This window comes from uncultured Actinomyces sp., assembly GCF_963526355.1.
GTDB lineage: Bacteria > Actinomycetota > Actinomycetes > Actinomycetales > Actinomycetaceae > Actinomyces.
Genome location: NZ_CAUROW010000017.1, coordinates 1 through 23,177 on the forward strand (window position 1 = coordinate 1; position 23,177 = coordinate 23,177).

Sequence of the window (23,177 nt, forward strand, 5' to 3'; positions counted from 1 at the left end):
GACGGGGCATGCCCTGGGATGTGGCGAAGGGGTTGTTGCCGGGACGCGGCGCCCCCGATCGCGACTGGCCCGAGCGCTGGCCACCGCGACCTCCCTGGCCTCCTTGACGGGGCATGCCCTGGGATGTGGCGAAGGGGTTGTTGCCGGGACGCGGCGCCCCGGGACGCGGTCCCGGAGTCGGGGCATTGCGGCGAGGGCCAGGGGTCGGGGCGCCAGAAGCAGCAGCCGCCGGTTTAGGTGCACCTGCACCAGGCTTAGGGGCATTGGACGCCCTGCTGGAGGTGGAAGCACCTCCCTGGGGCGCCGGCTTGGCGGCATTCGCCGCAGTCTGGGCACCGCCACCCGGCTTGGGAACCGAGGCCGCAGGCTTGGGCACGGCCGTTCCGGGCCTGAGACCACTGGAACCAGGCTTGGGCGTGGTGAGACTTGACGGCGAGTCCTGAGCGCCGACGGGTCCCGTTCCACCGGCCTGCGCCGCCCCGGGGCCGGGGACGGCCTTACCGGGCTTCGGAGCCTCAGAGGCGGCCTTGGCCGGCCCGTCGGCCTTACTGCCAGTCGTAGCGCTCGCCGATGCCTCCTGCACCTGGGCGGCGAAGTGCTCGCGGACCCGGCGAGCTACGGGAGGCTCGACCGCGGAGGAGGCCGCCTTGACGAACTCTCCCTGGTCCTTGAGCCAGGCCAGGATCACCTTCGAGGTGACCTTCTTGCCAGTGGGGTCGAGCTCCTTGGCGAGCTCATGAACGCGTGGTTTAGCCACTTTTCTCCTGTCCGGTTTCCCACCCCGGACAGGGGTGGGTGCTTCTAGAGGCAGCTCATCGCTGGGTACTCATCGGGTGCCCATCGGCTTCCTACCCGCCTTCGCTATCGGTGGTCCGCTCACCCGGTCGGGCCGCGGGGCCCCTCGCCGTCGTTGATCGGGCTCTGCTCCAGGAACCTGCGCACGCGGCCCACGTCCAGTGGTCCGTCAGCACGCAAAGCGCGTGGAGCGGCGCGCCGTCGCTCAGCGAGGGTCAGGCACTCCGGATCCGGGTGGATCCAGGCGCCGCGCCCGGGTCTGACGGCCCGGGCATCGACGTTGAGCTCACCGCTCGACGTCAGCACGAGACGCAGCAACTGCGCCCGCGGGGCTCTTCGCCGGCAGCCAATGCAGGTGCGCTCAGGCACGTGGGGGGTGATCGCCACCGTCCGTCGGTGTCCTTCCGCTGCTCCGCAACCGCCGACACGGGCACCGCAACCGGATTCATCCTGGTTACGAGACCCGCAAAGGTCCGCCGGAAAGTCTACATCCCAGCGAAGGTCGGTTCAGTCGCCCAGCCCTGAGGGACCTGTCACGTCGTCAGACTGCGACCCCTGCCCCGGCGTGATCTCACCGGACTCAGCATCGGCGTGGATATCAATCTTCCAGCCGGTCAGCCGAGCGGCCAGACGTGCATTCTGCCCCTCCTTGCCGATGGCCAGGGAGAGCTGGAAGTCGGGAACGATGGCACGCGCGGTGCGCTCCTCGGCATCAATGACGCCCACGGCGGCCACACGGGCCGGCGACAGGGCGTTGGCGATAAAACGCGCCGGGTCCTCGGAGTGGTCCACGATGTCGATCTTCTCACCGCCGAGCTCGGTCATGACCGCGCGCACCCGCTGTCCCATAGGACCGATGCAGGCACCCTTGGCATTGACGCCCCTGACCTTGGAGCGCACGGCCATCTTGGTGCGGTGCCCGGCCTCACGGGCGACGGAGACGATCTCCACGTCACCGGACGAGATCTCGGGGACCTCGCGCTCGAAGAGCTTGCGTACCAGGCCGGGGTGAGTGCGAGACAGGATGATCTGAGCCCCACGGGTGCCGCGGGAGACATCGGTGACGTATGCACGCACGCGGTCGCCGTGACGGTAGCGCTCACCAGGAACCTGCTCATGGGGCGGCATGATGCCCTCATGCTCCTCGTCCAGGCGTACGTAGACGATGCGGGGATCACGGCCCTGCTCGACGGTGCCGGAGATCAGCTCGCCGGTCTTGTCCTTGAAAGCACCCAGAACCTCGAAGTCGCGGCGGTCCTGGATGCGCTGGACGATGACGCTGCGGGCGGTCGCCTGAGCGATGCGGCCGAAGTCGTCGGGAGTGTCGTCGAAGTACTCCCCAGTGGGCTGGTCGTCCTCGTCAACCTCCGGGGCAAGGACACTCATGTGTCCGCTGCGGCGGTCGATCTCGACGTGGGCGCCACGGATAGCACCGGGGACCTTGGAGTAGGCACCCAGGATGGCGTCCTCGATAGCGGGTAGCAGGTTGTCCAGGTCAATGCCCAGCTCGTCGGCAGCGCCTCGCAGCTCCGGCATATTGATGTCCATGGGTGCTTAGGTCCTCTCTGGGGTCCACTGGGCGGGTGTGCGCTGGGCTCCTCGTTGACGGTAGCCCGTGACGGGCCGGCGGTCTATCACGTCTTTCCGCGCCGGACTGTCAACCTTCTATCAGTTATCAGGTCATACATTATTCCCGGACACTATCCTCGGGAGCCATCTTATAAGCCTCGGATCGTGACTCGGCCCTAGAACCCGGCAGCCACCATCCGCGCCTCGGCGACGTCCCCCAGAACGATACGGCGCTCGGTGCCGTCGACCTCAATACTCACCAGGCCGCTGTTGCCCTCACCGGTGTCACTGTCGGCGTCAGCCGCTGTGACGACGCCGGTCAGTTCCTCCTCGGCCGTACGTACCCGGACAGTATGACCAACGACACGTCTGAAGTGACGCAGGGTTGTCAGTTCACGCTCAGCCCCAGGACTGGAGACCTCGAGAGTGTACTGACCCTTGACGGGGTCGGCCTCGTCGAGGGCCTGTGAGACGGCTGCAGTCACCAGCTCGAGGGTGTCAAGATCGAGGTCTCCGGGACCGTCGATCAGGTCCACGAAGACACGCACAACTGAGTACTTGCCCGCCCGGGTGGTCTCCACACCCTCAAGATGGAGCCCGGCGTCGGCAACGACGGGGGCGAGTAGATCGGTGAGTCTGTGGACCAGTGCGTCAGCGCGCTTGAGCGGATCGTGGGCGGCCATAGTCGTTCTTCCTCCCGTGTGAGCCCGAACGGGCACGGTCGACATGAGCAGAGTAGGGATCATGCTACTCACCGTCTGTGGGAGGATTCCCGGGTGAACACACGTCGCACTCCCCGCCCCACCCAGACGAACAGCACACCGGTACCTGCTGATAGCGGACTCAGCGACGGGCTACGTGCCGGCTCCGACATCGGCGCCGCAGGCTGTCGCATGACGCGCCGCGCCGCGGTCCTCTCCCTGGGATCGGCACTGGTCGCGTTGGGCGGTTGCGGGCTTCGCCTGGGGAAGGGGTCACCGGCGTCGTTGCCTACCGCCTCACCGGCGGAAACCACTCGTGACGGCCTGGCCCGCCAGGCCACCCTCATCTCCTCCACCGCCGGGGTGGTGGCACAGCATGCCGCCGGCACGGACGCCGTCGTGGCAGCCCTGGCCGAAGGCGTCAAGCAGACCGCTGACGCCCAGCTGAAAACCCTGGGCGGAGTATGGGAGCCGTGGGCCTCGCAAGTGCCGTCCTCCTACCCGACGGTGGACCCGGTACCCTCAGCATCCGCCGACGCCACCGTGCAGGAACTGGCCACGGCCCTGGTCGACGGCTCGACAATGGCGCGTAGAGCGGCGATCAGCGCCGCCTCCGAGCAGGACGCCCGGCTCTTCACCGCGCTGGCAGTGGCGTGGAGCCTCCAGCACGACCTTATCGCCCCGGTGAACTCGGCGGACACGCCTCGCGCGGACGTAGCCCAGGGCAGCAGGATCAGTGCAGGACTGCTGACCTCTTACGACGCGGCCCGCTACGCCATGGAGGAGATCGCGGCGCGCAGTGACGATCCTTGGTACACCCAGGCGGTGGACGACGCCGCTGCCGCGACCTCCGTCGTCAACGCCGCCGTCGCCGCAGGCAGTGAGGACACTCGGTTGAGCGCATACGCCGCCCCGACCGAGTCCTCCGACCCTGAGGCGAGTATCTGGGTGTCCTGGGCCCGACAGGTGTGGTCGACCATCGTATCGGCCGAGGTGCAGGAGGCCGGCTCCGCCCAGGCCTCCACGCCGGCCCGTGAAGCCGCTGTTACCGGTGCCGTTGACGCCGCCCGCCGTGCAACGAAATGGGGCGCGGACTTCTCCTCCCTACCCGGCTACACCGCCTGACGTGCGTCTTCTCGTGGCGGCCCCGGCCGACATCGCAGACACACAGGCAACCACGGCACCGAGGCGCAGCCGCACAGCTGATCCTCAGACGCCGTGTCAGAGGTGCCGGTTCAGAGGGCCTGAACGGCCTCCAGGGCGGCGCGGACGGTGGCGCTGAGCTCGGTCGCGGCGGCGTCGACGGGCACTGAACGGCGCTCGCCGGTGCGGCGGTCACGGATCTCCACAGTCCCCTCCCTGGCCAGGTCACGGCCGACAACGAGCGTGTAGGGCAGACCGAGGAGCTCAGCATCGGCGAACTTCACCCCGGCGGAGACCTTGCGGCGGTCGTCGTAGAGGACCTCGACGCCGTCGGAGTCCAAGGCCGAGGCGATCCGCTCGGCGACGTCGAAGACGGCCTGGTCCTTGCCGGTGGCCAGAACCTGCACGTGGTAGGGGGCGATCTGGACGGGCCAGGACAGCCCCTTGTCGTCGTGGCTGGCCTCGGCCAGGGCGGCCATGACACGGCTGACGCCGATGCCGTAGGAGCCCATGGTGACCACGCGGGCCTTGCCGTTCTCGTCCAGGACGGTCAGCCCCAGGGCCTGGGAGTACTTGCGTCCCAGCTCGAAGATGTGGCCGATCTCGATGCCGCGGGCCAGGTGGAGGGGGCCGGAGCCGTCGGGGGCGGGGTCGCCCTCACGGACCTCGGCGGCCTCGATCGTGCCGTCGGCGGTGAAGTCGCGGCCCATGACCAGGTCCAGGACGTGCTTCTTGTCGGTGTTGGCGCCGGTGACCCAGCTGGTTCCCTCCACGATCCGGGGGTCGACGAGGTAGCGCACGGAGCCGGTGAGGACCTCGGTGCCGTCCTCGCGCTTCTCCACGCGCCGCAGCGGGGAGTTCGGGCCGATGGCGGTGGGGCCGATGTAGCCGCGCACGAGCTCGGGGTGGGTCTCGAAGTCGGTGTCGCCGGCCATCTCGACCTCGGCGGGGGCGACGGCGGCCTCCAGGCGTCTCATGTCGACATCGCGGTCCCCGGGCACTCCGACGACGAGCAGCTCGCGCTCACCGCCGGGATGGATGAGGGTGACGACGACGTTCTTGAGGGTGTCGGCGGCCGTCCAGGCCCGCCCGTCGGAGCGCGGGTAGGCCTCGTTGCACAAGGCGACCAGGGAGTCGATGGTAGGGGTGTCGGGGGTGTCGACGACGCGCGCCGGGCCTACCCCGGAGGCGTCCACGGGATCGGGGACCACGGTGGTGACGGCCTCGGCGTTGGCCGCATAGCCGCCTGAGGAGCGCACGAAGGTGTCCTCACCGATCTCGCAGGGGTGGAGGAACTCCTCGGAATGAGAGCCGCCCATGGCTCCGGCCATGGCGTTGACGATGACGTAGTCCAGGCCCAGGCGGGCGAAGATCCGCTCGTAGGTGTCACGGTGGGCCTGGTAGGCGACGGCCAGGCCGGCGTCGTCGATGTCGAAGGAGTAGGAGTCCTTCATGACGAACTCACGGCCGCGGATGATGCCGGCGCGGGGGCGGGCCTCATCGCGGTACTTGGTCTGGATCTGGTAGACGATGGCCGGCAGGTCCTTGTAGGAGGAGTAGAGGTCCTTGACCGCGAGGGTGAACATCTCCTCATGGGTGGGGGCCAGCAGGTAGTCCCCGTCCTTGCGGTCGTGGAGCTTGAACAGGGTGGGGCCGTAGTCGTCCCAGCGTCCAGTGGCCTGGTATGGCTCGGCCGGCAGGAGGGCCGGGAAGTGGACCTCCTGGCCGCCCATGGCGTCCATCTCCTGGCGCACGATGTCCTCGATCTTGCGCAGCGTCCTCAGGCCCAGTGGCAGCCAGGTGTACACCCCGGGGGCGGCCCGGCGGATGTAGCAGGCGCGCACGAGCAGCCGGTGACTGGCGACCTCGGCGTCGGCCGGGTCCTCGCGCAGGGTTCGGATGAAGGAGGTGGAGAGTCTGTGCAGCACGGGGCGATCCTACGGGGTCCCGGAGCCGCCGCCCCAACGGGGCCCGCTCGGCCGTGCGAAATCACGGGAGCAAAGGGTCACAGCGAGCCTGCGTGCGCAGCTGCGCGCCAACCGCTTCGATGCTGGTCAGGTAGGACTTGCAGCTCTCAAGAAGGGCCCGATACGCTCGATCCCATCAAAGGGTCCGTCAAGCCCTCTTATCCCTGAAACCGGCCCGCGTCACGATTTCCCCGGTGCGTGGGCCACAGGCAAGGAAACATATGGACAGGCATTCCTCCATCCGTGAGGGACACGGCCAGACGTGGGCGAAGGCCATTCTCCTGGGTGAGCACGCGGTCGTCTACGGGCACCCCGCCGTCGCCGTACCGTTGCAGGACCTGCGGATGCGAGCCACGGCGAGCCTGACCTCCGGTCCCTCCACGTTGAGCAGCCTGGACTACTCGGGACCCCTGGACCAGGCCGGGTCCCGGTTCGCCAGCGTCGCAAGGGCCTTCGAGGTGGCCCGTGAGTTCTCCGGCCGCCTGGACCAGGCCTTCGATATCACCACCGTGAGCGACTTCCCCCATGAGCGCGGGCTCGGCTCGTCGGCGGCGGCGGCCGGCGCGATCATTCGCGCCGTCCTAGACGCCTGCGGGCGCGAGGCCGGCTCCGACGAGCTGTTCGCGCTGACGCAGTTGGCTGAGCAGATCGCACACGGCAAGCCCTCGGGACTGGACGCCGCCGCCACCTGCTCCCCGTGCCCCATCCGGTTCCAGGGCGGGCAGATGCGGCCTCTGAGCCAGCGCATCGACAACGCCTCCCTGGTCATCGCCGACTCGGGTGTCCACGGCTCCACCCGGGAGGCCGTCGGCGGCCTGCGCCGGCGCTACGAGAACGATCCTGACAACATCGGCCCGCGCATCAACCGCTTGGGAGCACTCACCCAGAGCGCGATCACAGCCCTGGACCAGGCCAGCGCCCCGGACCTCGGGGCCGCCATGGATGAGGCGCACACGGTACTGTCCGAGCTCCGCCTGAGCCTGCCGATCCTCGACGACCTCACCGACGCCGCACGCAACGCCGGGGCTCTGGGTGCCAAGCTCACCGGCGGGGGGCTTGGCGGCTGCGTCATCGCCCTGGTGACCGGGGAGCCGACCACACGCCGGGTGCGCGCCGCGCTGGAGAGGGCCGGTGCGCCGCAGACGTGGAGCTACCGGATGCGCGTCAGCGAGGTGGACGAGTGACTGTCGCTTCCCCTGCCAGCGCCGGCTTCTCCCCGACCGCCACCTCGACTGCGACGGCCAGCGCCAACACCAACATCGCACTCATCAAGTACTGGGGCAAAGTGGATGAGGCGTTGGCGATCCCCGCCACCTCGAGCCTGTCCCTCACCCTCGACGGCACCCGGACGACGACGACGGTCTCCTTCGACGGCGGTGCCGGCGCCGCGGACTCGGTGACGATCAACGGGGCCTCCCCCAGCGCTGCGGAGCTGGGGCGAGTGAGCCGGTTCCTCGACCTGGTGCGCGCCCGTTCAGGCGTCACCACTGCGGCAACCGTCACCTCCCGGGCCTCGGTCCCGCTGGCGGCCGGCCTGGCGAGCTCGGCGGCGGGCTTCGCGGCGCTTGCGGCAGCCGCCTCCCGAGCCGCCGGCATGGATCTCGACGACCGGGAGCTCTCCCGACTGGCGCGACGCGGCTCGGGGTCGGCGACCCGCTCCGTCTTCGGCGGGCTGGTCCGGTGGAACGCAGGCCACGACGACGCCTCCTCCTACGCCGAGCCGGTGGCCTGCGAGATGGACCTGGCGATGGTCGTCGTCGTGCTTTCCGAGCAGTACAAGCCCATCAGCTCGACCCGGGCCATGCGAGCCACGATGACCACCTCCCCGCTTTTCCCCGCCTGGGTCGAGGCCAGCGGGAAGGACCTCCAGATGGCGCTGGAGGCGGTCCGGGCGGGAGACCTGGAGCAGCTCGGGGAGGTCGTCGAGGGTAACGCCCTGGGCATGCACGCCACGATGATCGCGGCCCGCCCGGGCATCGTCTACTGGCTGCCGCAGACCGTGGAGGCGCTGCAGGCGATCCGCACCATGCGCGAGGAGGGCCTGCCCGTGTGGGCAACGATCGACGCCGGCCCCAACGTCAAGGTCCTCACCGAGGGCGCCCGCGCCGAGGAGGTCGCCGCCGCGCTGCGGGACCGTCTGACCGGCACCACCGTCTCGGTGAGGCATCCCGGCGGCGGGGTGCGTATCGAGGAAGGCCCATGACCTTTCAACTGACCTCTCACGCCGGCGGCGTCGTCTCCAGGGCACCGGGCAAGCTCTACATCGCCGGAGAGTACGCCGTCGTCGAGGCCGGTCACCGAGCGGTCCTGGTCGCCGTCGACCGATTCATCACCGTGCGCATCACGCTCCACTCCCGCACCGGCGGACACGCGGGCACGATCAGCTCGCAGTTCTACGCCACCGGTTCCAGGCCCTGGCGCCGCCGACCGCAGGACGGCCTGGCCGAGGCGGTCGGAGGGGAGGTCGACTACATCATCTCGGCGATCCGCTTCGTCGAGGCGCTGGTGGCCGAGGTCGGTGGCCAGCTGCGGTCCTTCGACCTGGATATCTCCAGCGAGCTGGACGAGGCGGACGGGCGCAAGCTGGGACTGGGCTCATCATCAGCGGTGACGGTGGCGACGGTGCGCGCCGTCGCCGACCTCTATGGCCTGGCCGCCAGCGACCTGACCGTCTACAAGCTGGCGATGCTGGCCAGTGACACGGTCCAGCCGATCGGCTCGGGAGGCGACATTGCCGCCAGCGCCATGACCGGATGGGTGGCCTACACCTCCCCCGACCGCTCATGGCTGCGCTGGGCCCGGCAGCGAGCCCGGGTCGGCGGCTCCGTGAGCGATCTCGTGGAGGCGGACTGGCCAGGTCTGAGCGTCCGCCGCTTGCCGCCTCCCTCCTTGCGGCTTCAGGCGGGTTGGACCGGAGCCCCTGCCTCCACCCCGGCCCTGGTCGCCGACGTCCAGGCGGGATCCCACGGGGCCAACGACTACGCCGTCTTCCTACGTGACAGCCAGGACTGCCTGGCTCGCCTCATCACCGCGATCGAGGATGACGACACTGCCCAGATCATGCGCCAGATCGCGCGCAACAGGGCTCTTCTGGCCGGGCTCAGCCGAATCAGCGGCCGGACCATCGAGACCGCTGAGCTGGCGAGACTGGTCGAGATCGCGCTCGAGCACGGGGCCGCGGCCAAGAGCTCGGGCGCCGGTGGTGGAGACTGTGGAATCGCCCTGTGCACGCCGGCCACGGACCTGACTGCATTGCGAGCCGCGTGGGAGACGACCGGGATCCGGCCCCTGGACCTGTCGGTCTACAGTCAGGACTCATCCGCCGTCTGCGCAGCCGACCCCGCTGAAGCACGCACTGATTCCTCGACCGTCTCCCCCGTTAAGGTCGCCACATGAGCCACGAGCCCACCACCTCGCAACGGGCCTCCCGCAAGGACGAGCACCTGGAGCTGGCGATGCGTCTGCACGGTCAGGACCGCGCCGGCGCCTTCGACGACGTATCCTTCGTCCATCACAGCCTGCCGGGTGTCAGCGCCGAGCAGGTCGATATCGGCACCACCATCCTGGGCTCCCGCTGGAAGGTCCCGTTCTACATCAACGCCATGACCGGCGGAACACAAGCAACGGCGGCCATCAACGCCAGCCTGGCCGAGGCGGCCGCTGAGGCAGGAGTCGCGATCGCCTGCGGTTCCCAGCACGTGGCCCTGCGCGACCCCGAGCGGTCAGATGGCTTCCATGTCATCCGACGCCGGGCCCCGGACGCCTTCGTCCTGGCCAATGTCGGGCCGACCGTCAGCCCGCAGGAGGCGGTGCAGGCCGTGGAGATGCTGGAGGCCGATGCCCTGCAGATCCACCTCAACGCGGCCCAGGAGCTGGTCATGCCCGAGGGCGACCGTGACTTCACCGGCTGGAGCGAGGCGATCACCGCCATCGCTGCGACCGTGCCCGTCCCGGTGGTGGTCAAGGAGGTGGGCTTCGGGCTCTCACGCCGGACGATCGAGGCCCTGGCGCACACCGGCGTCGCGGCCGTCGACGTGGCCGGAGCGGGGGGCACGGACTTCATCGCCATTGAGAACGAGCGTCGACCGCGACGCGACCTGTCCTACCTCATCGGCTGGGGCCAGCCGACGGCGCTGTGCCTGCTGGAGTCTCTGGCGGTCGATGAGCCGATAGGTCTGCCGGTGCTGGCCTCCGGGGGCGTACGCAACCCGCTCGACGTCGTCCGGGCACTGGCCCTGGGTGCCTGCGCCGTCGGGGCCTCCGGGCACGTGCTGCGCACCCTGGTCAAGGAGGGCCCCGAGGCCCTGCGCCGCGAGCTGCGCACCTGGAGCGACCACGTGCGCACGCTCATGACCCTGCTGGGAGCAGCCGATGTGGCGCAGCTGCGCCGCACCGATGTGCTCGTGACCGGACGCACCGCCGAGCAGGCGCGTCTGCTCGGCGTCGACCTGACGCGGCTGGCGCACCGCAGCGAGGCGTAGCCGTCGACAGGCGGTCTCGTCAAGGGGGATCGCCCCCTTACCTCATTATTCCGAACTGCTCTTATGGTGCAGATATCGGAACACCGATGACGTCGCCACCACCGACGTCCCGAGTGCTGCCGAGGCCGGCCTCCGCAGGAGGCCACTGACCTCAGGCAGCGGACCAGGACTTATACTCAACGAGACTCGCACGGTACATCACACAGGCGTGCGGCGGAGGTCCGTCCCCAACCTCCGCCGCCTCCCTCTGGAGGGCCGCTCAGGCCAACGCCGCCAGCGCCTTGACGATGCCGGGGGCGGCGTAGAGCGACATGAACTGGACTCCGTAGGCGACGCCCAGACGGTTGAGTGATCCGCACACGACTCCTACGAGCAGGACCCCGAAGACGTTGGCCAGGCCCGCCTTCTGGTCGGCGTCGATATAGGCCAGCAGGATGACGAAGGCGACGAACAGCGCCAGCACCGCCTCGTGGGGGATTCGGCGCATGACGAAGTAGGTGATCTGCGAGGACCAGCGCACCGCGATGACGTAGGTGATCGCAACCGCGATAAGGGCCCCGAGGGACACGGTGACGATGAACCCGGGCAGGTCCAGCAGGTGGTGCAGGTTGTGCTGCTTGGTGTAGACCGAGCCCGCGCTGAACAGTGGGCCGGCGGGACCGACGGAGACCCCGGAGATCGGGACCCCGAGCGCCACCAGCGGGATGATGATGCCGGCCAGGTAGGTCGAGTGGGTCAGCGCGCTCATGACGGTCACCGCACGCTGCGCGCGGGGCGCCCGGTCCTCCTTCTGGCGGGCCACGGAGGCCTCACCCAGCAGGAAGGTCAGGCCCACCGGGCTGAGAATGAACAGCGGGGTGGAGGCGGCGGCCATGGCGGCACTCCACCATCCCTCGGACCTGGTGATGAGGCGGCCCGGCCACAGCGCCTGGCGGTCGAAACCGGAGCGCAGCAGCTCGGCCTTGGTGCGGGTGCCGTGCGGCAACTCCTCCCGGCGCTTGGCATTGAGCAGCTCGAGGAGGGTCAGGAGCATGGGTCCCACAGTGATCCCGAGGAAGAAGGAGGTGTTGACGCTGGCCTTCTCCGGAATGATGCCCGCGCCCCGGTAGAGGGCCGGAAGCGCCTGAAACAGGAGCGCCATGGGAAGAATTGACACCAGTGAGAGAATGCGGTTCTTTCCGAGCAGGGCCAGGACCACGGCTCCGGCCGCAAGGACGATGTCGGAATGGGTCTTGATCCCGTCGGCCATGGGAAGCAGCAGACCGGCCAGGAGGAAGCTCAGGGGAATGGAGATGAGGGTTCCGATGGCCGAGCCCACCGCCATCTTCCGGATCGTGTCGGAGGCCAGGCCCTTGTTGCGCAGCACCATGGCATGATCCATAAGCGGAGCGGACATCACCCCACCGGGAAGACCCACCAGCGCCGTCGGGATGCCGTTCATGAGGTTGAGCGTGACCACGGCGGAGATGAAGAAGGCGAGGACCACGTGCGGCGGGGCTCCGGCCAGGATGATCGCCAGGGTGACGGGCGCGAGCACCCCGGTCTCATCGGTGCCGGGAATGAACCCGATGAACGTGTACAGCACCACGGCGGCCAGGATGGCGGCCACCATCATGAGAAGAAGGCTCACGGTCACTGGTCCGCCCCTTCACTCGTACCGACGCTCAGCTCGTCGACAATGGTGACCTCGCGCTTGGGACTCACCAGGACGCAGCAGGCGATAAAACCGATCGTTGAGGCCCCCAGTCCCCAGAACAGCGGCTTCCCACCGAAAGAGGAGGACAAAAGTACCGCTGCGACGACACACATCACCGATATCAGAAGACAGATGAGCAAATCTCTGGGCGAGACGAGATCGTTCCAGACCTCGATATTATTCTGACGCTCCGTGCTATCGGAGTCGACCTCGTCCGTACTGCGCACGGTTGGTGATCGTAGGCGAGCTGACCGAGACGCTCCATATGTTGTTCACCATGGCTTTGAAGACGCCGTGCAGCAGAACGGTCATCCTGGCTTACCGGTATTACAGGAGCACGGTGGCGAACAGGCCCACCTGTTCAAACCCCAGGGACCGGTAGAGCGCCAGGGCCGCGGTGTTGTAGTCGTTGACGTAGAGGCTCACGAGGCCGCCGGCTCCGACATGGTCCCGGCGCACGGCGTCGACCACGCCGGCCAGGGCCACCGCCCCTAGTCCCCGTCCACGCAGATCGGGGCGCGTCCACACTCCGGTCAGCTGGGCGACGCTGCCTGCCGGCGACTGCCACAGCGCTCCGACGTCGGCCTTGAAGGCCACTGCCTGAGGGGATCCCGGCCGGATCGGACCGCCCGTCCCGTCGTCGAGGACGACATAGCTTCGTCTCTGCCCGATAAGCCACCTGACGTGGCGGCTGTAGCCGGGGCCGTCGGCAGTGGGGTCGTAACCGAGCTCACCGACGAACATATCCACAGAGGCCGGCAGCACCAGCTCGATCTCGTCGCGCCGGGCCGGGCGAACCGACTGTCCCATCCAGGTCAGGGACTGACTGCGGTGCCGGTGCGCGCCCACCAGTCCCCCACCTATGTGAGGAGCGGCAAGAACCGGCTGCCTCCAGCTCTCATGACGCGCCGACCGTCCCTGCTCGCTGAGGCCGTTCCAGACCGCGGCGACATCCTGGGCCGGTCCCGAGACCGAGCCGCGGCGGGACAGACGCGGTCCGGCGTGCTCGGCCAGCTCCCGGATCTCGCCGCCGTCCGCGGCTCGCAAGCCGTGCTCGGGGCGTCCGGCCAGGCCGAAGGGTATGAGGGAGCCTACCGACCATGCCGCTGCGACAGGATGGGTCAGGCCCCCTAGGGCGACGACGTCACCGCGCCCCCATCGCGACCAGCGCAGCATCTGCTGAACCAGGCCCACCGCGCCGACCGGGTCCAGCGCGCACAGCGCCATGACACCCGACACCCGGTTGGAAGGTACTGGTGTCAGGCCACCAGGGCCGCGACGCGTGCGCCCGTGATCGCGGTGTCGCAGGAAGCTCATGCTCGTAAGGCCGGGGCGGGAGGTCGGTGTGCCCCGCCCTCACCAGCCCCTCAGCCGGCGGCGGAGACCATGGGGCTGGTTCCGACCAGAGCCTCTTCGCCGAGCTCCTCGGCCATCTCGGCGGCCATGACCTCGGCGTGCTTGAGAAGGGTCTCGACGACTTGGTCCTCAGGGACGGTCTCGACGACCTGTCCGCGTACGAAAATCTGTCCTTTGCCATTGCCCGAGGCGCAGCCCAGGTCCGCCTCACGGGCCTCACCGGGTCCGTTGACGACGCAGCCCATAACGGCCACGCGCAGCGGCGCGGTGACCTTCTTGAGCCCGGCCTCAACCTCCTCGGCCAGGGTCCACACGTCCACCTGGGCGCGACCGCAGGAGGGGCAGGAGACGATCTCCAGCTGACGCTCTCGCAGGCCCATGAACTCCAGGAGCTTGGTACCGACCTTGACTTCCTCGACCGGGGGCGCGGACAGGGAGACGCGGATGGTGTCACCGATCCCCTCGGCGAGCAGGGTGCCGAAGGCGGCGCAGGACTTGATGGTGCCCTGGAACGCGGGGCCGGCCTCGGTCACGCCCAGGTGGAGGGGCCAGCGACCGGCCTCCGACAGGAGCCGATAGGCCTGCACCATGGTGACGACGTCATGGTGCTTGACGGAGATCTTGAAGTCGTGGAAGTCATTCTCCTCGAACAAGCCGGCCTCCCAGGTGGCGGACTCCACGAGGGCCTCAGGCGTCGCCTTGCCGAACTTCCTGAGCAGGCGCTTGTCGAGGCTTCCGGCGTTGACGCCGATGCGCAGAGAGACGCCGGCGTCGGAGGCTGCCTTGCAGATGTCGGCGACCTGGTCGTCGAACTTGCGGATGTTGCCGGGGTTGACGCGTACGGCGCCGCAGCCGGCCTCGATGGCGGCGAAGACGTACTTGGGGTTGAAGTGAATGTCCGCGATGACGGGAATGCGCGACTGCTTGGCGATGATCGGCAGCGCCTCGGCGTCCTTGTCGGTGGGGCAGGCCACGCGGACGATGTCGCAGCCCGCAGCCGTCAGCTCTGCGATCTGCTGGAGCGTGGCACCGATGTCGTGGGTCTTGGTGGTGGTCATCGACTGCACGGTGATGGGCGCGTCTCCACCGACGTTGAGGCTGCCGACCTTGATCTTGCGGGTCGGTCGGCGCGGCGCCAGGACCGGGGCCTGGGCGCGCATCGTGGGGATGCCAAGAGCGATCGCTTCAGTCACCCGACCAGTATGTCACCCGCCCCGCCCCGGCCTGTACCGCAGGCGTGTGGCATCGCTCCCGCAGGAAACGGGTTGATCCCGCCGGCTCGGGTCTCACAGCGGGGCCGCGATGTCGACCCACACCAGGACCAGGGCCATGACGATGAGCAGGCCGAAGACGACCTGGCCGATAGGCAGCATCTTGGCGGTGTCCACCGGTCCGGGGTCAGGCTTTCCCTGCGCCTTGGCGATCATGCGCCGGATGCCCTCCCAACAGGCTCCGGCCACGTGTCCACCGTCCAGGGGCAGCAGCGGCACCAGGTTGAACGCGAACAGTGCCAGGTTGAGGCTGCCCAGTAGCGAGAGCATCATGCTCAACCGCGTGGACAGGGGGACCGTCCCGGCTCCGGACGCGCCGCCGCTGGTGGCCTGTCCGGCCATGCGCCCTATTCCCACCAGGCCCACAACACCGCCGTCCGCACTGCGCTGCTCGACGCCCAGAGCCGCCTGGACGGCATGGTAGAGCCCCACCGGGAGGGTGGCGACGGCCTTGACCGTGCCGCCGACGGCCTGGCCGATGAGGCCCGGGATCTTGGCCGGGCTCTGCGGAATGGTTCCCAGGGAAGGGGAGATGCCCACATAGGGGCGGGGCTCGGTACGCACAGCGCCGGTGGCGTCCTTGATCGGTGTTCCCTGAGAGTCACGAACGGTCCGCTGGACCTCGACCGCTGTGACGCTGACAGTGCGCCTCGCACCGTCGCGTTCGACGACGACCTGGGTGGGACTCGTTCCTCCGGCCGCGATCTGGGTCTGGAGCTCCGACCAGGTGGAGACCTCGACCCCGCCCCAGGAGACGACCCGGTCGCCCGCCTTGATACCGGCGGCGCCGGCTGGGGCGAGCGGGTCGGAGTCCTGGCAGGGGGCGTCCGCCTCAACATCGGCCGATACGCATGGAGCCACGGTCGCCAGCGTCGTCGTGTGCCCCGGGATGCCCACAGCACCGATGGAGATTGCCAGGAGGAGGATCCCCAGAACCAGGTTGGTGAGGATGCCCCCGGCCATGACGATCAGCTTCTTGGGCACACTCAGGGTGTAGAAGGCGCGGTGCTCCTCACCGGGCTGGATCTCCTCGAGGGCCTCGGCGCGGGCCTCGCCCACCATGCCCAGGCTGCCGTCCTTGCGCCGCCGGTCCGGTTTACCGGGCTTGGCCGGCGGCAGCATGCCGACGAGCTTGACGTAGCCGCCCAGCCAGATGGCCTTGACTCCGTACTCGGTCTCGCCGCGCTTGACCGACCAGATCCTCGGGCCGAAGCCGATGAAGTACTCGGGTACCTTCACACCGAACCTCTTGGCCGGGATCATGTGCCCGAGCTCGTGGAGGGCCACAGAGACACCGATCCCGATGATGAGGATGACGATGCCCAGGATATAGGCCAGGGTGGTGCTCACAGGTGCGTTCCTCCGTTTCGTGCTGCGATAAGCTCGTCGGCGCGGGTGCGGGCCCAGGTTTCCACGGCCAGGACATCGTCGAGGCTCGGAGAGGCGAGGCCCTCGTGCTCTCCAACGACGGCCTCGTCGATCTCAACGATGTCCAGCCACTCGATCCCGCCGCCCAGGAAGGCGGCGACGGCCTGCTCGTTGGCGGCGTTGAGGACGGCCGGGTGGGTGGCTGATGCGGCCACGGCGCCGCGGGCCAGGTCAACAGCGGGGAAGGCCTCTCCGTCCAGTGGCTCGAAGGTCCAGCTGACCGGTTCGCGCCAATCGTTGGACACCACCAGGCCTGACAGGTCGGGACGCTCGGGCCAGGTCAGTCCCAGGGCGATGGGCAGGCGCATGTCGGGCGGGGAGGCCTGGGCGATGGTGGCGCCGTCGGTGAACTCGACCATGGAGTGGATGATCGACTGGGGGTGGACGACGACGTCGATCTGCTCGGGGGCCACGTCGAACAGGAGGTGGGCCTCGATGAGCTCGAGTCCCTTGTTGATGAGGGTCGAGGAGTTGATGGTGACCACCGGCCCCATGTCCCAGGTGGGGTGGTTGAGTGCGGCGGCGGCACTGATTCCGGTGAGCTGCGCGCGGTTCCTGCCGCGGAAGGGCCCACCTGAAGCGGTCAAGACCAGCCGTCTCACCTCGCTGAGCCCGCTGATGACAGGACTGGTCAGGCCCTTCTCATGACGGCCGCTGGCCAAGGCCTGAGCGATGGCGGAGTGCTCGGAGTCCACGGGGACGATCTGGCCGGGCCGGATCACTGCCTCACGAACCAGGGCACCCCCGACAACGAGGGACTCCTTGTTGGCCAGGGCCAGGCGGGCGCCGCTGCGCAGGGCGGCGAGTGTGGGCAGCAGGCCCACGGAGCCCGTGATGCCGTTGACGACGATGTCCTGCGCTCCGAGCTCGGCGGCCTCGACCGCCATGGTGGCGGCGTGAGGACCGGTGAGGATCGTGGTGACCGGGTCGGGGCGGCCGAGCTCGGCGGCCATGGCCGAGAGGATCCGGCGGAACTGCTCGGCGAGGTCCTCTCCCCCACCGGAGACGGCCAGGACAGGGACCTCCCAGATGATGGCCTGGCGGGCCAGGAGGTCCAGGCGCGATCCGCCGGCGGCCAGGGCGACCACGCGCGGAGAGGCGGTCCCCAGGCGGGCGAGGACCTCGAGGGTCTGGGTACCGATCGATCCGGTGGATCCGAGCAGGGCCAGTCGGTGGGGAGAATGGGAACGTGACGGTGCTGTGCCGTTCATGAGGGCGAAGCGACTACTCAGGACTAACTCGACTTACTATTCGACGGACAGGAGGACCTCGACGACGCGTGCCAGGTAGCGGTCGACGCTGGGCTCCCCGTAGGCCTTACTGCCCCGGGCACGGCGGAAGACCGCTCCGCGCACTTCGCTGGAGGTCAAGGTGGTGTCGGAGTCGAAGTATCCGGCGATGCGCTCCATGAGCGCGTCGACATCGGCCTTGTCATACCCCTGACCGGAGGCCGGGGCGAAGCGCTCACCTGCCGGGCGCAGGAGGCGCGGATAGAGGGTGGTGGCGAGCTGGGTGACCTGGTCCATCCAGGCCTGACGACCCTTCTCGGCCACGAAGGCGGCTCGCCGGCGCTGGAGGAAGGCGGCCTCAAGGCGGTCAAGGGCCGCATCGACGGCCTGGGGCTGATAACCGCGCAGAACCACGTCGAAGGCGACGGTGCGCACACCTTCGGAGTCCATTTCGTCGAGCTCGCCGGCGTCATAGATCTCGTGGGCAGTCTCGAAGTAGCGGTCGACCTGCTCAGGGCGGTAGCCCGGTCGCAGGAGCGCTGACTTGGGGAACATGTCGCTCATGTCGTCTTAGCCCTCTCCTGGTTGAGTACCTCGGTCGCGAGCTGACCGCAGGCACCGTCGATGTCGCTGCCTCGAGTGTCTCGCACTGTCGTAGTAATTCCGGCACGCCGAAGCGTGTCGACGAACATATCCTGAACCGCATCCTCCGAACAGGTCCAGATGGAACCCGGTGTCGGGTTCAGCGGAATGGGGTTGACATGCGCCCATCCGGCACCCCTGCGGTTGAGCTCGTCGGCGAGCAGCTGTGCGCGCCAGGCGTGGTCATTCATGTCCTTGATGAGCGCGTACTCGATGGACACGCGCCGACCGGTGGCCAGGAAATAGTCGTGGGCCGCGTCGAGCAGCTCGCCGACCTTCCACTTGGAGTTGACGGGAATGAGAGCGTCGCGCAGCTCGTCGTCGGGGGCGTGCAAGGAGACGGCCAGGGTCACCGGCAGCCCCTCGCCGGCGAGCCTGCGGATGAGAGGGACCAGGCCCACGGTGGAGACGGTGATACCGCGGGCAGACAGGCCGAACCCCTCGGGAACCGGGTCAATGAGCCGATGGAGGGCGCCGACGACGTTCTTGTAGTTGACCATCGGCTCACCCATGCCCATGAAGACCACGTTGGACAGACGCGCCGGTCCCCCAGCCAGGTCGCCGGCTGCCGAGGCCTGGGCCGCGTGGCGCACCTGCTCGACGATCTCCGCGGTTGAGAGGTTACGGGTCAGGCCCATCTGGCCGGTGGCGCAGAAGGGGCAGGCCATGCCGCAGCCGGCCTGGGAGGAGACACACAGGGTGGTGCGGTCCTTATAGCGCATGAGGACGCTCTCGACGCGGACACCGTCGTGCAGCTCCCACAGGTGCTTGATGGTGCGCCCTCGGTCGGCACGCAGAGCGCGCACGGGGGTGATGAGCTCGGGCAGCAGCTCGGCGCACAGCTGCTCGCGCTGGGAGGCGGGCAGATCGGTCATGTCGGCGCTGTCGCGGGTGAAGTGCGTGAAGTAGTGCCGTGAGAGCTGGTCGGCTCGGAAGGAGGGAAGGCCCGAGCTCTTGCAGGCTGCCTTGCGACCACTCAGGTCGAGGTCGGCCAGGTGACGGGGTGCCTTGCCCCGCGCCACCGGTACGGCGAAGGACAGCCGTGGCCTTGCGTCAGGACTGGTGGCGCCTTCGGGCGGCTGGTCGGTGGGCATGACCTGGACATGGCCGCCACTGGGCCGTTCGGTGATGCTGACCGGCTGCGGGCGCCGGGGGCGCTGTTGTACTCGCGAAGGCCTCATGCTCGTGCTCCTCGTGTCCCGGGGCTGGGGAGGGCCGGGCTGGTCGACTGGGATGGGTGCGGCATGCAGGCCCTATTTCACCAGGAGGGTGAAGGCATAGACAAGTGGGGCGGCCACGAGAATCGAGTCGAGCCGGTCCATAATTCCTCCGTGGCCTGGCAGGAGCGTACCCATGTCCTTGAGCCCGAGGTCGCGCTTGAGCAGGGACTCCCCCAAGTCGCCCAGGGTGGAGACGATGACGGTACAGGCACCCAGCACCGTCCCTGCCCACCAGGGCCCCCCGATGGCCCAGACACACCCGGCCCCGGTGACCACGGCCGCCAGCAGGGATCCCATGAGTCCCTCCCAGGATTTCTTGGGCGAGACCGAGGGAGCCAGGGGGTGGCGGCCAAGGGTGATGCCCGCCAGCCACCCACCGGTGTCGTTGGCCGCAGGAAGCGCGATAAGCATCATGACTTTTCCTACTCCGTGATCCTGAACCAGGAGCAGGACGGCGAAACCGGCCAGGTAGGGCAGATACGTGGCGGCGAAGACCGACGCGGCCGCGGCGCTGGAGCGCGAGCGACGGACTTCGTCATGAGCTTCGGTACGGGGAATGTCGTGACCGGCCTGCTCCAGGACGGTGCCGGTCTCCGCCTCAGCCTGGTCCATGAAGCTCCACAGGACGCAGGCGCCGGCAGTGGCCACATAAGCCCCGAACGCCGCCTCCGCCCCCAGCTCCCAGGCGCACACGGAGATGCCCAGGGTCCCCAGCCACAGCGGCGCCAGCGGCAGGCGAATGTTCTTGCGGGCGAAGGCCGCCGCCAACTCCCACAGCGCCCCGCATACGGCCAGCACAACGACGCCCACAAAGAGGATCTTGTAGAAGAGCAGTGATCCTAGGACCACGGTGACGAGCACGGCAGCCACCCCAACGGCGGCGGGCAGGTTGCGCCCTGCCCGCCCGGTGGCGGGCAGGGGGTCGTGGTTGCGCGTGGGGCGCGGGTTCAACAGAGTCGTCACTGGGCTCACAGGGGTCGGCGGGACAGGGGCGAGAACCGGCGTGCGCAGGGGCCGCCGGCCCCGGGATCGGTCGGGTCAGACCTCGAGGAGCTCGCTCTCCTTGGCGCTCAGAGCGGCGTCGATCTGCTCGACGAAGCGCTTGGTGAGGCCGTCGAGCTCGTGCTCGGCGCGCTTGACGTCGTCCTCGCCGGCCTCGCCGTCCTTCTTGATGGCCTCGAGCTCCTTCTTGGCCTTGCCGCGGATACCGCGCACCTGGACGCGGGAGTCCTCGGCACGGGAACGGACGAGCTTGACGTAGTCCTTGCGACGCTCCTCGGTCAATGCCGGCAGGGTGACGCGGATGACGGTGCCGTCGTCGGTGGGGTTGACACCGAGGTCGGACTCACGGATGGCGGTGACGATGTCCTTCATCGCCGAGCGGTCGAAGGGGCTGACCAGGACGGTACGGGCCTCGGGGATCGTCAGGGAGGCGAGCTGCTGGAGCGGGGTGGGGGCGCCGTAGTAGTCCACGACGATCCCGTTGAACATCGAGGGGTTGGCACGGCCGGTGCGGATGGAGGCGAGCTCGCTCTTGGCGGCCTGGAGGGCCTTGTCCATCTTGTCCTCGGCCTCGAGCATGACGTCGTCGATCATGGTGCTTCCTTTGCTGGGCGATCGTAGGTTCGTATGTCGTGATCGGCCATCACGGGGATGGCGATATATGCCTGATATACCTGTGCGGTAGATGGAGGCAGGGGAGGGCGGAGCCGTCGTCGGTCCCGCGGAACCCTGCGCCGAGTCAGTTGCAGCTGACGAGCGTCCCGATTCTCTCACCCAGGAGAGCACGGGTGATGTTGCCAGGCTCTCCCATGCCGAAGACCCGCATGGTCAGCCCGTTGTCGCGACACAGGGCGAAGGCAGAAGCGTCAACCACCTGGAGGCCGTCGGTCAGGGCCCGCTCGTAGGTGAGGTGGTCGAGGCGCTGGGCATCGGGGTTTCTGCGAGGGTCGGCGGTGTAGACGCCGTCGACCCCGTTCTTGCCCACGAGCAACTCGTCGCAGTGGGTCTCCAGGGCCCGCTGGGCTGAGACCGTGTCGGTGGAGAAATAGGGCAGGCCGGCGCCAGCACCGAAGACGACGACACGGTTCTTCTCCATGTGACGGATGGCGCGCAGGGGGATGTAGGACTCGGCGACCTGCCCCATGGCGATGGCGGTCTGGACGCGGGCGGGAACGCCGGCCTTCTCGATGAAGTCCTGGAGGGCCAGGGCGTTCATGACAGTACCCAGCATGCCCATGTAGTCGGCGCGGGCACGGTCCATGCCTCGTGACGAGAGCTCGGCGCCGCGGAAGAAGTTCCCGCCACCGACGACGACGGAGACCTGAACGCCGGCGCGGACGGCATCAGCGATCTGGCGGGCGGCGTCGGAGACGACGTCGGGATCCAGCCCTATCGATCCGCCACCGAAGACCTCGCCGGAGAGCTTGAGCAGGACGCGTCTGGGGTGTGTGCCGTGGGCGACGCGGTCGTCACGAGCCGGTTCCTGACTCATTGCGCTGTATCTCCTGGGGTCGGCGGGCAGGCTTCGCACAGCCTACCCCGTCCACGACAGCATCGGGCCACGATGACGGTCACCCCCGGTGGTCAGACACGCCATGGGACTATGCCCTGCGACATGCTTCGCGACCGCCTCAGCAACGCAGTCCCGGGGCGGAGGCCAATGATGTAGGAAAAGGGCGGGGCGGGGTCGCGAACATGATGCTCGGGACCCCGCCCAGGATGGCCTCGGATATCGCTGATGGTGCCGGCGACGCCGTCACCCCGACGCACCGGGCCGAGGCGGCTCAGGCGCCCACGCGGAAGCGGACGAAGCCGGTCAGCTCGCCGCCGGTGGCCTCAACGACCTTGCCGACCGTGGTCTTGGGGTCCTTGGCGAAGGCCTGGTCGAGCAGGACGTTCTCCTTGAAGAAGCCGCTGAGGCGGCCCTCGACGATCTTGGGGATGGCCTTCTCGGGCTTGCCCTCGGCGCGGGTGGTCTCCTCGGCGATGGCGCGCTCCTTGTCCACGACCTCGGCCGGCACGTCGTCGCGGGTGGCGTAGGCCGGGGAGTAGGCGGCGATGTGCATGGCGACGTCGTGGGCCACCTCGGTGGCCTTGGCGTCGGTGCCCACTAGGACGCCGACCTGGGCGGGCAGGTCGGGGTTGGTGCGGTGCAGGTAGAGCTCGATCTTGTCGGCCTCGAGGCGGCCGACGCGACGCACGACGATCTTCTCGCCGATGACGGCCTGCATGCCGTCGGTGAGCTCCTTGACGGTGGAGCCGTCGACCTCGACCTCGGCCAGGGCCTCGGCGTCGGTGGCGCCGGAGTCCAGGGCAGCGGAGAGGACCTGCTCGGCGTAGTCGAGGAACTTCTGGTTCTTGGCCACGAAGTCGGTCTCGGCATTGATCTCGACGAGGACGCCGACCTGGCCGTTGCCGGAGTCGACGACCTTGGCGGCGATGAGGCCGGCGGAGGCGGCGCGGCCCTCGCGCTTGGCGATGCCCTTGAGGCCCTTGACGCGAATGATCTCAATGGCCTTCTCGGCGTCGCCGTTGGCCTCGTCGAGGGCCTTCTTGACGTCGAGCATGCCGGCGCCGGTCTTCTCGCGCAGCGCCTTGATGTCAGCAGTGGTGTAGTTCGCCATGAATGTCTCCTGGTCAGTCAGTGACTAATAGACGTGTGAAAAGGACGTATGAA

21 protein-coding genes and 1 pseudogene are annotated in these 23,177 nt (G+C 68.6%); 5 read left to right on the plus strand and 17 right to left on the minus strand.

From position 1 onward, the window contains the following. From RWR81_RS05695 to rimP, 4 genes and pseudogenes are all read right to left on the minus strand, one after another. Positions 1-757, minus strand: a pseudogene (locus RWR81_RS05695) (translation initiation factor IF-2); the annotation flags it as partial. Positions 758-876: 119 nt separating this feature from the next. Beyond that, complete coding sequence (locus RWR81_RS05700; RefSeq protein ID WP_314455723.1) at positions 877-1,182, minus strand: YlxR family protein; 306 nt, start codon at positions 1,180-1,182, stop codon at positions 877-879. A 120-nt stretch (positions 1,183-1,302) separates the two neighbouring features. Beyond that, positions 1,303-2,343 carry a transcription termination factor NusA gene (nusA, locus tag RWR81_RS05705; protein WP_314455726.1) on the minus strand — a complete coding sequence of 347 codons (1,041 nt, stop codon included), beginning with the start codon at positions 2,341-2,343 and terminating at the stop codon, positions 1,303-1,305. Positions 2,344-2,540: 197 nt separating this feature from the next. Further along, entirely contained in the window at positions 2,541-3,047 is a 507-nt protein-coding gene (rimP, locus tag RWR81_RS05710) for a ribosome maturation factor RimP (RefSeq protein WP_314455729.1), read from the minus strand. Positions 3,048-3,257: 210 nt separating this feature from the next. Between rimP and RWR81_RS05715 the strand changes: the two genes are divergently transcribed. Then, on the plus strand, positions 3,258-4,190 hold the full coding sequence (locus RWR81_RS05715) for a Tat pathway signal protein (protein WP_314455842.1): 933 nt from the start codon (positions 3,258-3,260) through the stop codon (positions 4,188-4,190). A 110-nt stretch (positions 4,191-4,300) separates the two neighbouring features. Here RWR81_RS05715 and RWR81_RS05720 read toward each other — a convergent pair whose 3' ends face one another. Next, on the minus strand, positions 4,301-6,136 hold the full coding sequence (locus RWR81_RS05720; RefSeq protein ID WP_314455732.1) for a proline--tRNA ligase: 1,836 nt from the start codon (positions 6,134-6,136) through the stop codon (positions 4,301-4,303). A gap of 260 nt (positions 6,137-6,396) precedes the next feature. On the opposite strand from RWR81_RS05720, the gene mvk reads away from it, so the two are divergent. From mvk to fni, 4 genes are read left to right on the plus strand one after another with little or no spacing between them, the layout of a single operon-like run. Next, positions 6,397-7,359, plus strand: coding sequence for a mevalonate kinase (gene mvk / locus RWR81_RS05725; RefSeq protein WP_314455735.1), 963 nt, complete (start codon positions 6,397-6,399; stop codon positions 7,357-7,359). Next, complete coding sequence (mvaD, locus tag RWR81_RS05730; protein WP_314455738.1) at positions 7,356-8,378, plus strand: diphosphomevalonate decarboxylase; 1,023 nt, start codon at positions 7,356-7,358, stop codon at positions 8,376-8,378. Before mvk ends, mvaD begins: the two co-directional genes overlap by 4 nt. Next, positions 8,375-9,571 (plus strand): phosphomevalonate kinase, encoded by a 1,197-nt coding sequence (locus RWR81_RS05735; RefSeq protein WP_314455741.1) that lies wholly within the window; start codon positions 8,375-8,377, stop codon positions 9,569-9,571. The genes mvaD and RWR81_RS05735 overlap by 4 nt, the downstream gene beginning before the upstream one ends. Next, complete coding sequence (gene fni / locus RWR81_RS05740) at positions 9,568-10,656, plus strand: type 2 isopentenyl-diphosphate Delta-isomerase (protein ID WP_314455745.1); 1,089 nt, start codon at positions 9,568-9,570, stop codon at positions 10,654-10,656. Before RWR81_RS05735 ends, fni begins: the two co-directional genes overlap by 4 nt. Positions 10,657-10,915: 259 nt before the next feature. Here the strand turns inward: fni and RWR81_RS05745 are convergent, their stop codons facing one another. From RWR81_RS05745 to tsf, 12 genes are all read right to left on the minus strand, one after another. Then, positions 10,916-12,292: a tripartite tricarboxylate transporter permease gene (locus RWR81_RS05745; RefSeq protein ID WP_314455747.1), complete on the minus strand. Its 1,377-nt coding sequence runs from the start codon at positions 12,290-12,292 to the stop codon at positions 10,916-10,918. Continuing rightward, the gene (locus RWR81_RS05750; protein ID WP_314455750.1) at positions 12,289-12,579 is read right to left on the minus strand and encodes a hypothetical protein; all 291 of its coding nucleotides are present in this window, start codon (positions 12,577-12,579) and stop codon (positions 12,289-12,291) included. The genes RWR81_RS05745 and RWR81_RS05750 overlap by 4 nt, the downstream gene beginning before the upstream one ends. Before the next feature lie 100 nt (positions 12,580-12,679). Continuing rightward, positions 12,680-13,669, minus strand: coding sequence for a GNAT family N-acetyltransferase (locus tag RWR81_RS05755; RefSeq protein ID WP_314455753.1), 990 nt, complete (start codon positions 13,667-13,669; stop codon positions 12,680-12,682). Positions 13,670-13,719: 50 nt separating this feature from the next. Further along, positions 13,720-14,901, minus strand: a complete 1,182-nt coding sequence (gene ispG / locus RWR81_RS05760; protein ID WP_314455756.1) for a flavodoxin-dependent (E)-4-hydroxy-3-methylbut-2-enyl-diphosphate synthase — start codon at positions 14,899-14,901, stop codon at positions 13,720-13,722. Between the two features lie 93 nt (positions 14,902-14,994). After that, entirely contained in the window at positions 14,995-16,329 is a 1,335-nt protein-coding gene (locus RWR81_RS05765) for a site-2 protease family protein (protein ID WP_314455759.1), read from the minus strand. Then, the gene (gene dxr / locus RWR81_RS05770) at positions 16,326-17,618 is read right to left on the minus strand and encodes a 1-deoxy-D-xylulose-5-phosphate reductoisomerase (protein WP_314455763.1); all 1,293 of its coding nucleotides are present in this window, start codon (positions 17,616-17,618) and stop codon (positions 16,326-16,328) included. The genes RWR81_RS05765 and dxr overlap by 4 nt, the downstream gene beginning before the upstream one ends. Positions 17,619-17,654: 36 nt before the next feature. Beyond that, a complete protein-coding gene (locus tag RWR81_RS05775) occupies positions 17,655-18,200 on the minus strand; it encodes a DivIVA domain-containing protein (protein ID WP_314455766.1) in 546 nt (181 codons plus the stop codon). Then, on the minus strand, positions 18,197-19,459 hold the full coding sequence (gene rlmN, locus RWR81_RS05780) for a 23S rRNA (adenine(2503)-C(2))-methyltransferase RlmN (RefSeq protein WP_314455769.1): 1,263 nt from the start codon (positions 19,457-19,459) through the stop codon (positions 18,197-18,199). Before rlmN ends, RWR81_RS05775 begins: the two co-directional genes overlap by 4 nt. Positions 19,460-19,531: 72 nt before the next feature. Further along, the gene (locus tag RWR81_RS05785; RefSeq protein WP_314455772.1) at positions 19,532-20,461 is read right to left on the minus strand and encodes a phosphatidate cytidylyltransferase; all 930 of its coding nucleotides are present in this window, start codon (positions 20,459-20,461) and stop codon (positions 19,532-19,534) included. A gap of 75 nt (positions 20,462-20,536) precedes the next feature. After that, positions 20,537-21,094, minus strand: a complete 558-nt coding sequence (gene frr / locus RWR81_RS05790; protein WP_314455774.1) for a ribosome recycling factor — start codon at positions 21,092-21,094, stop codon at positions 20,537-20,539. A gap of 145 nt (positions 21,095-21,239) precedes the next feature. Beyond that, on the minus strand, positions 21,240-21,992 hold the full coding sequence (gene pyrH / locus RWR81_RS05795; protein WP_314455777.1) for a UMP kinase: 753 nt from the start codon (positions 21,990-21,992) through the stop codon (positions 21,240-21,242). A 292-nt stretch (positions 21,993-22,284) separates the two neighbouring features. Next, positions 22,285-23,124, minus strand: coding sequence for a translation elongation factor Ts (tsf, locus tag RWR81_RS05800; RefSeq protein ID WP_314455780.1), 840 nt, complete (start codon positions 23,122-23,124; stop codon positions 22,285-22,287). Positions 23,125-23,177 lie beyond the last annotated feature (53 nt).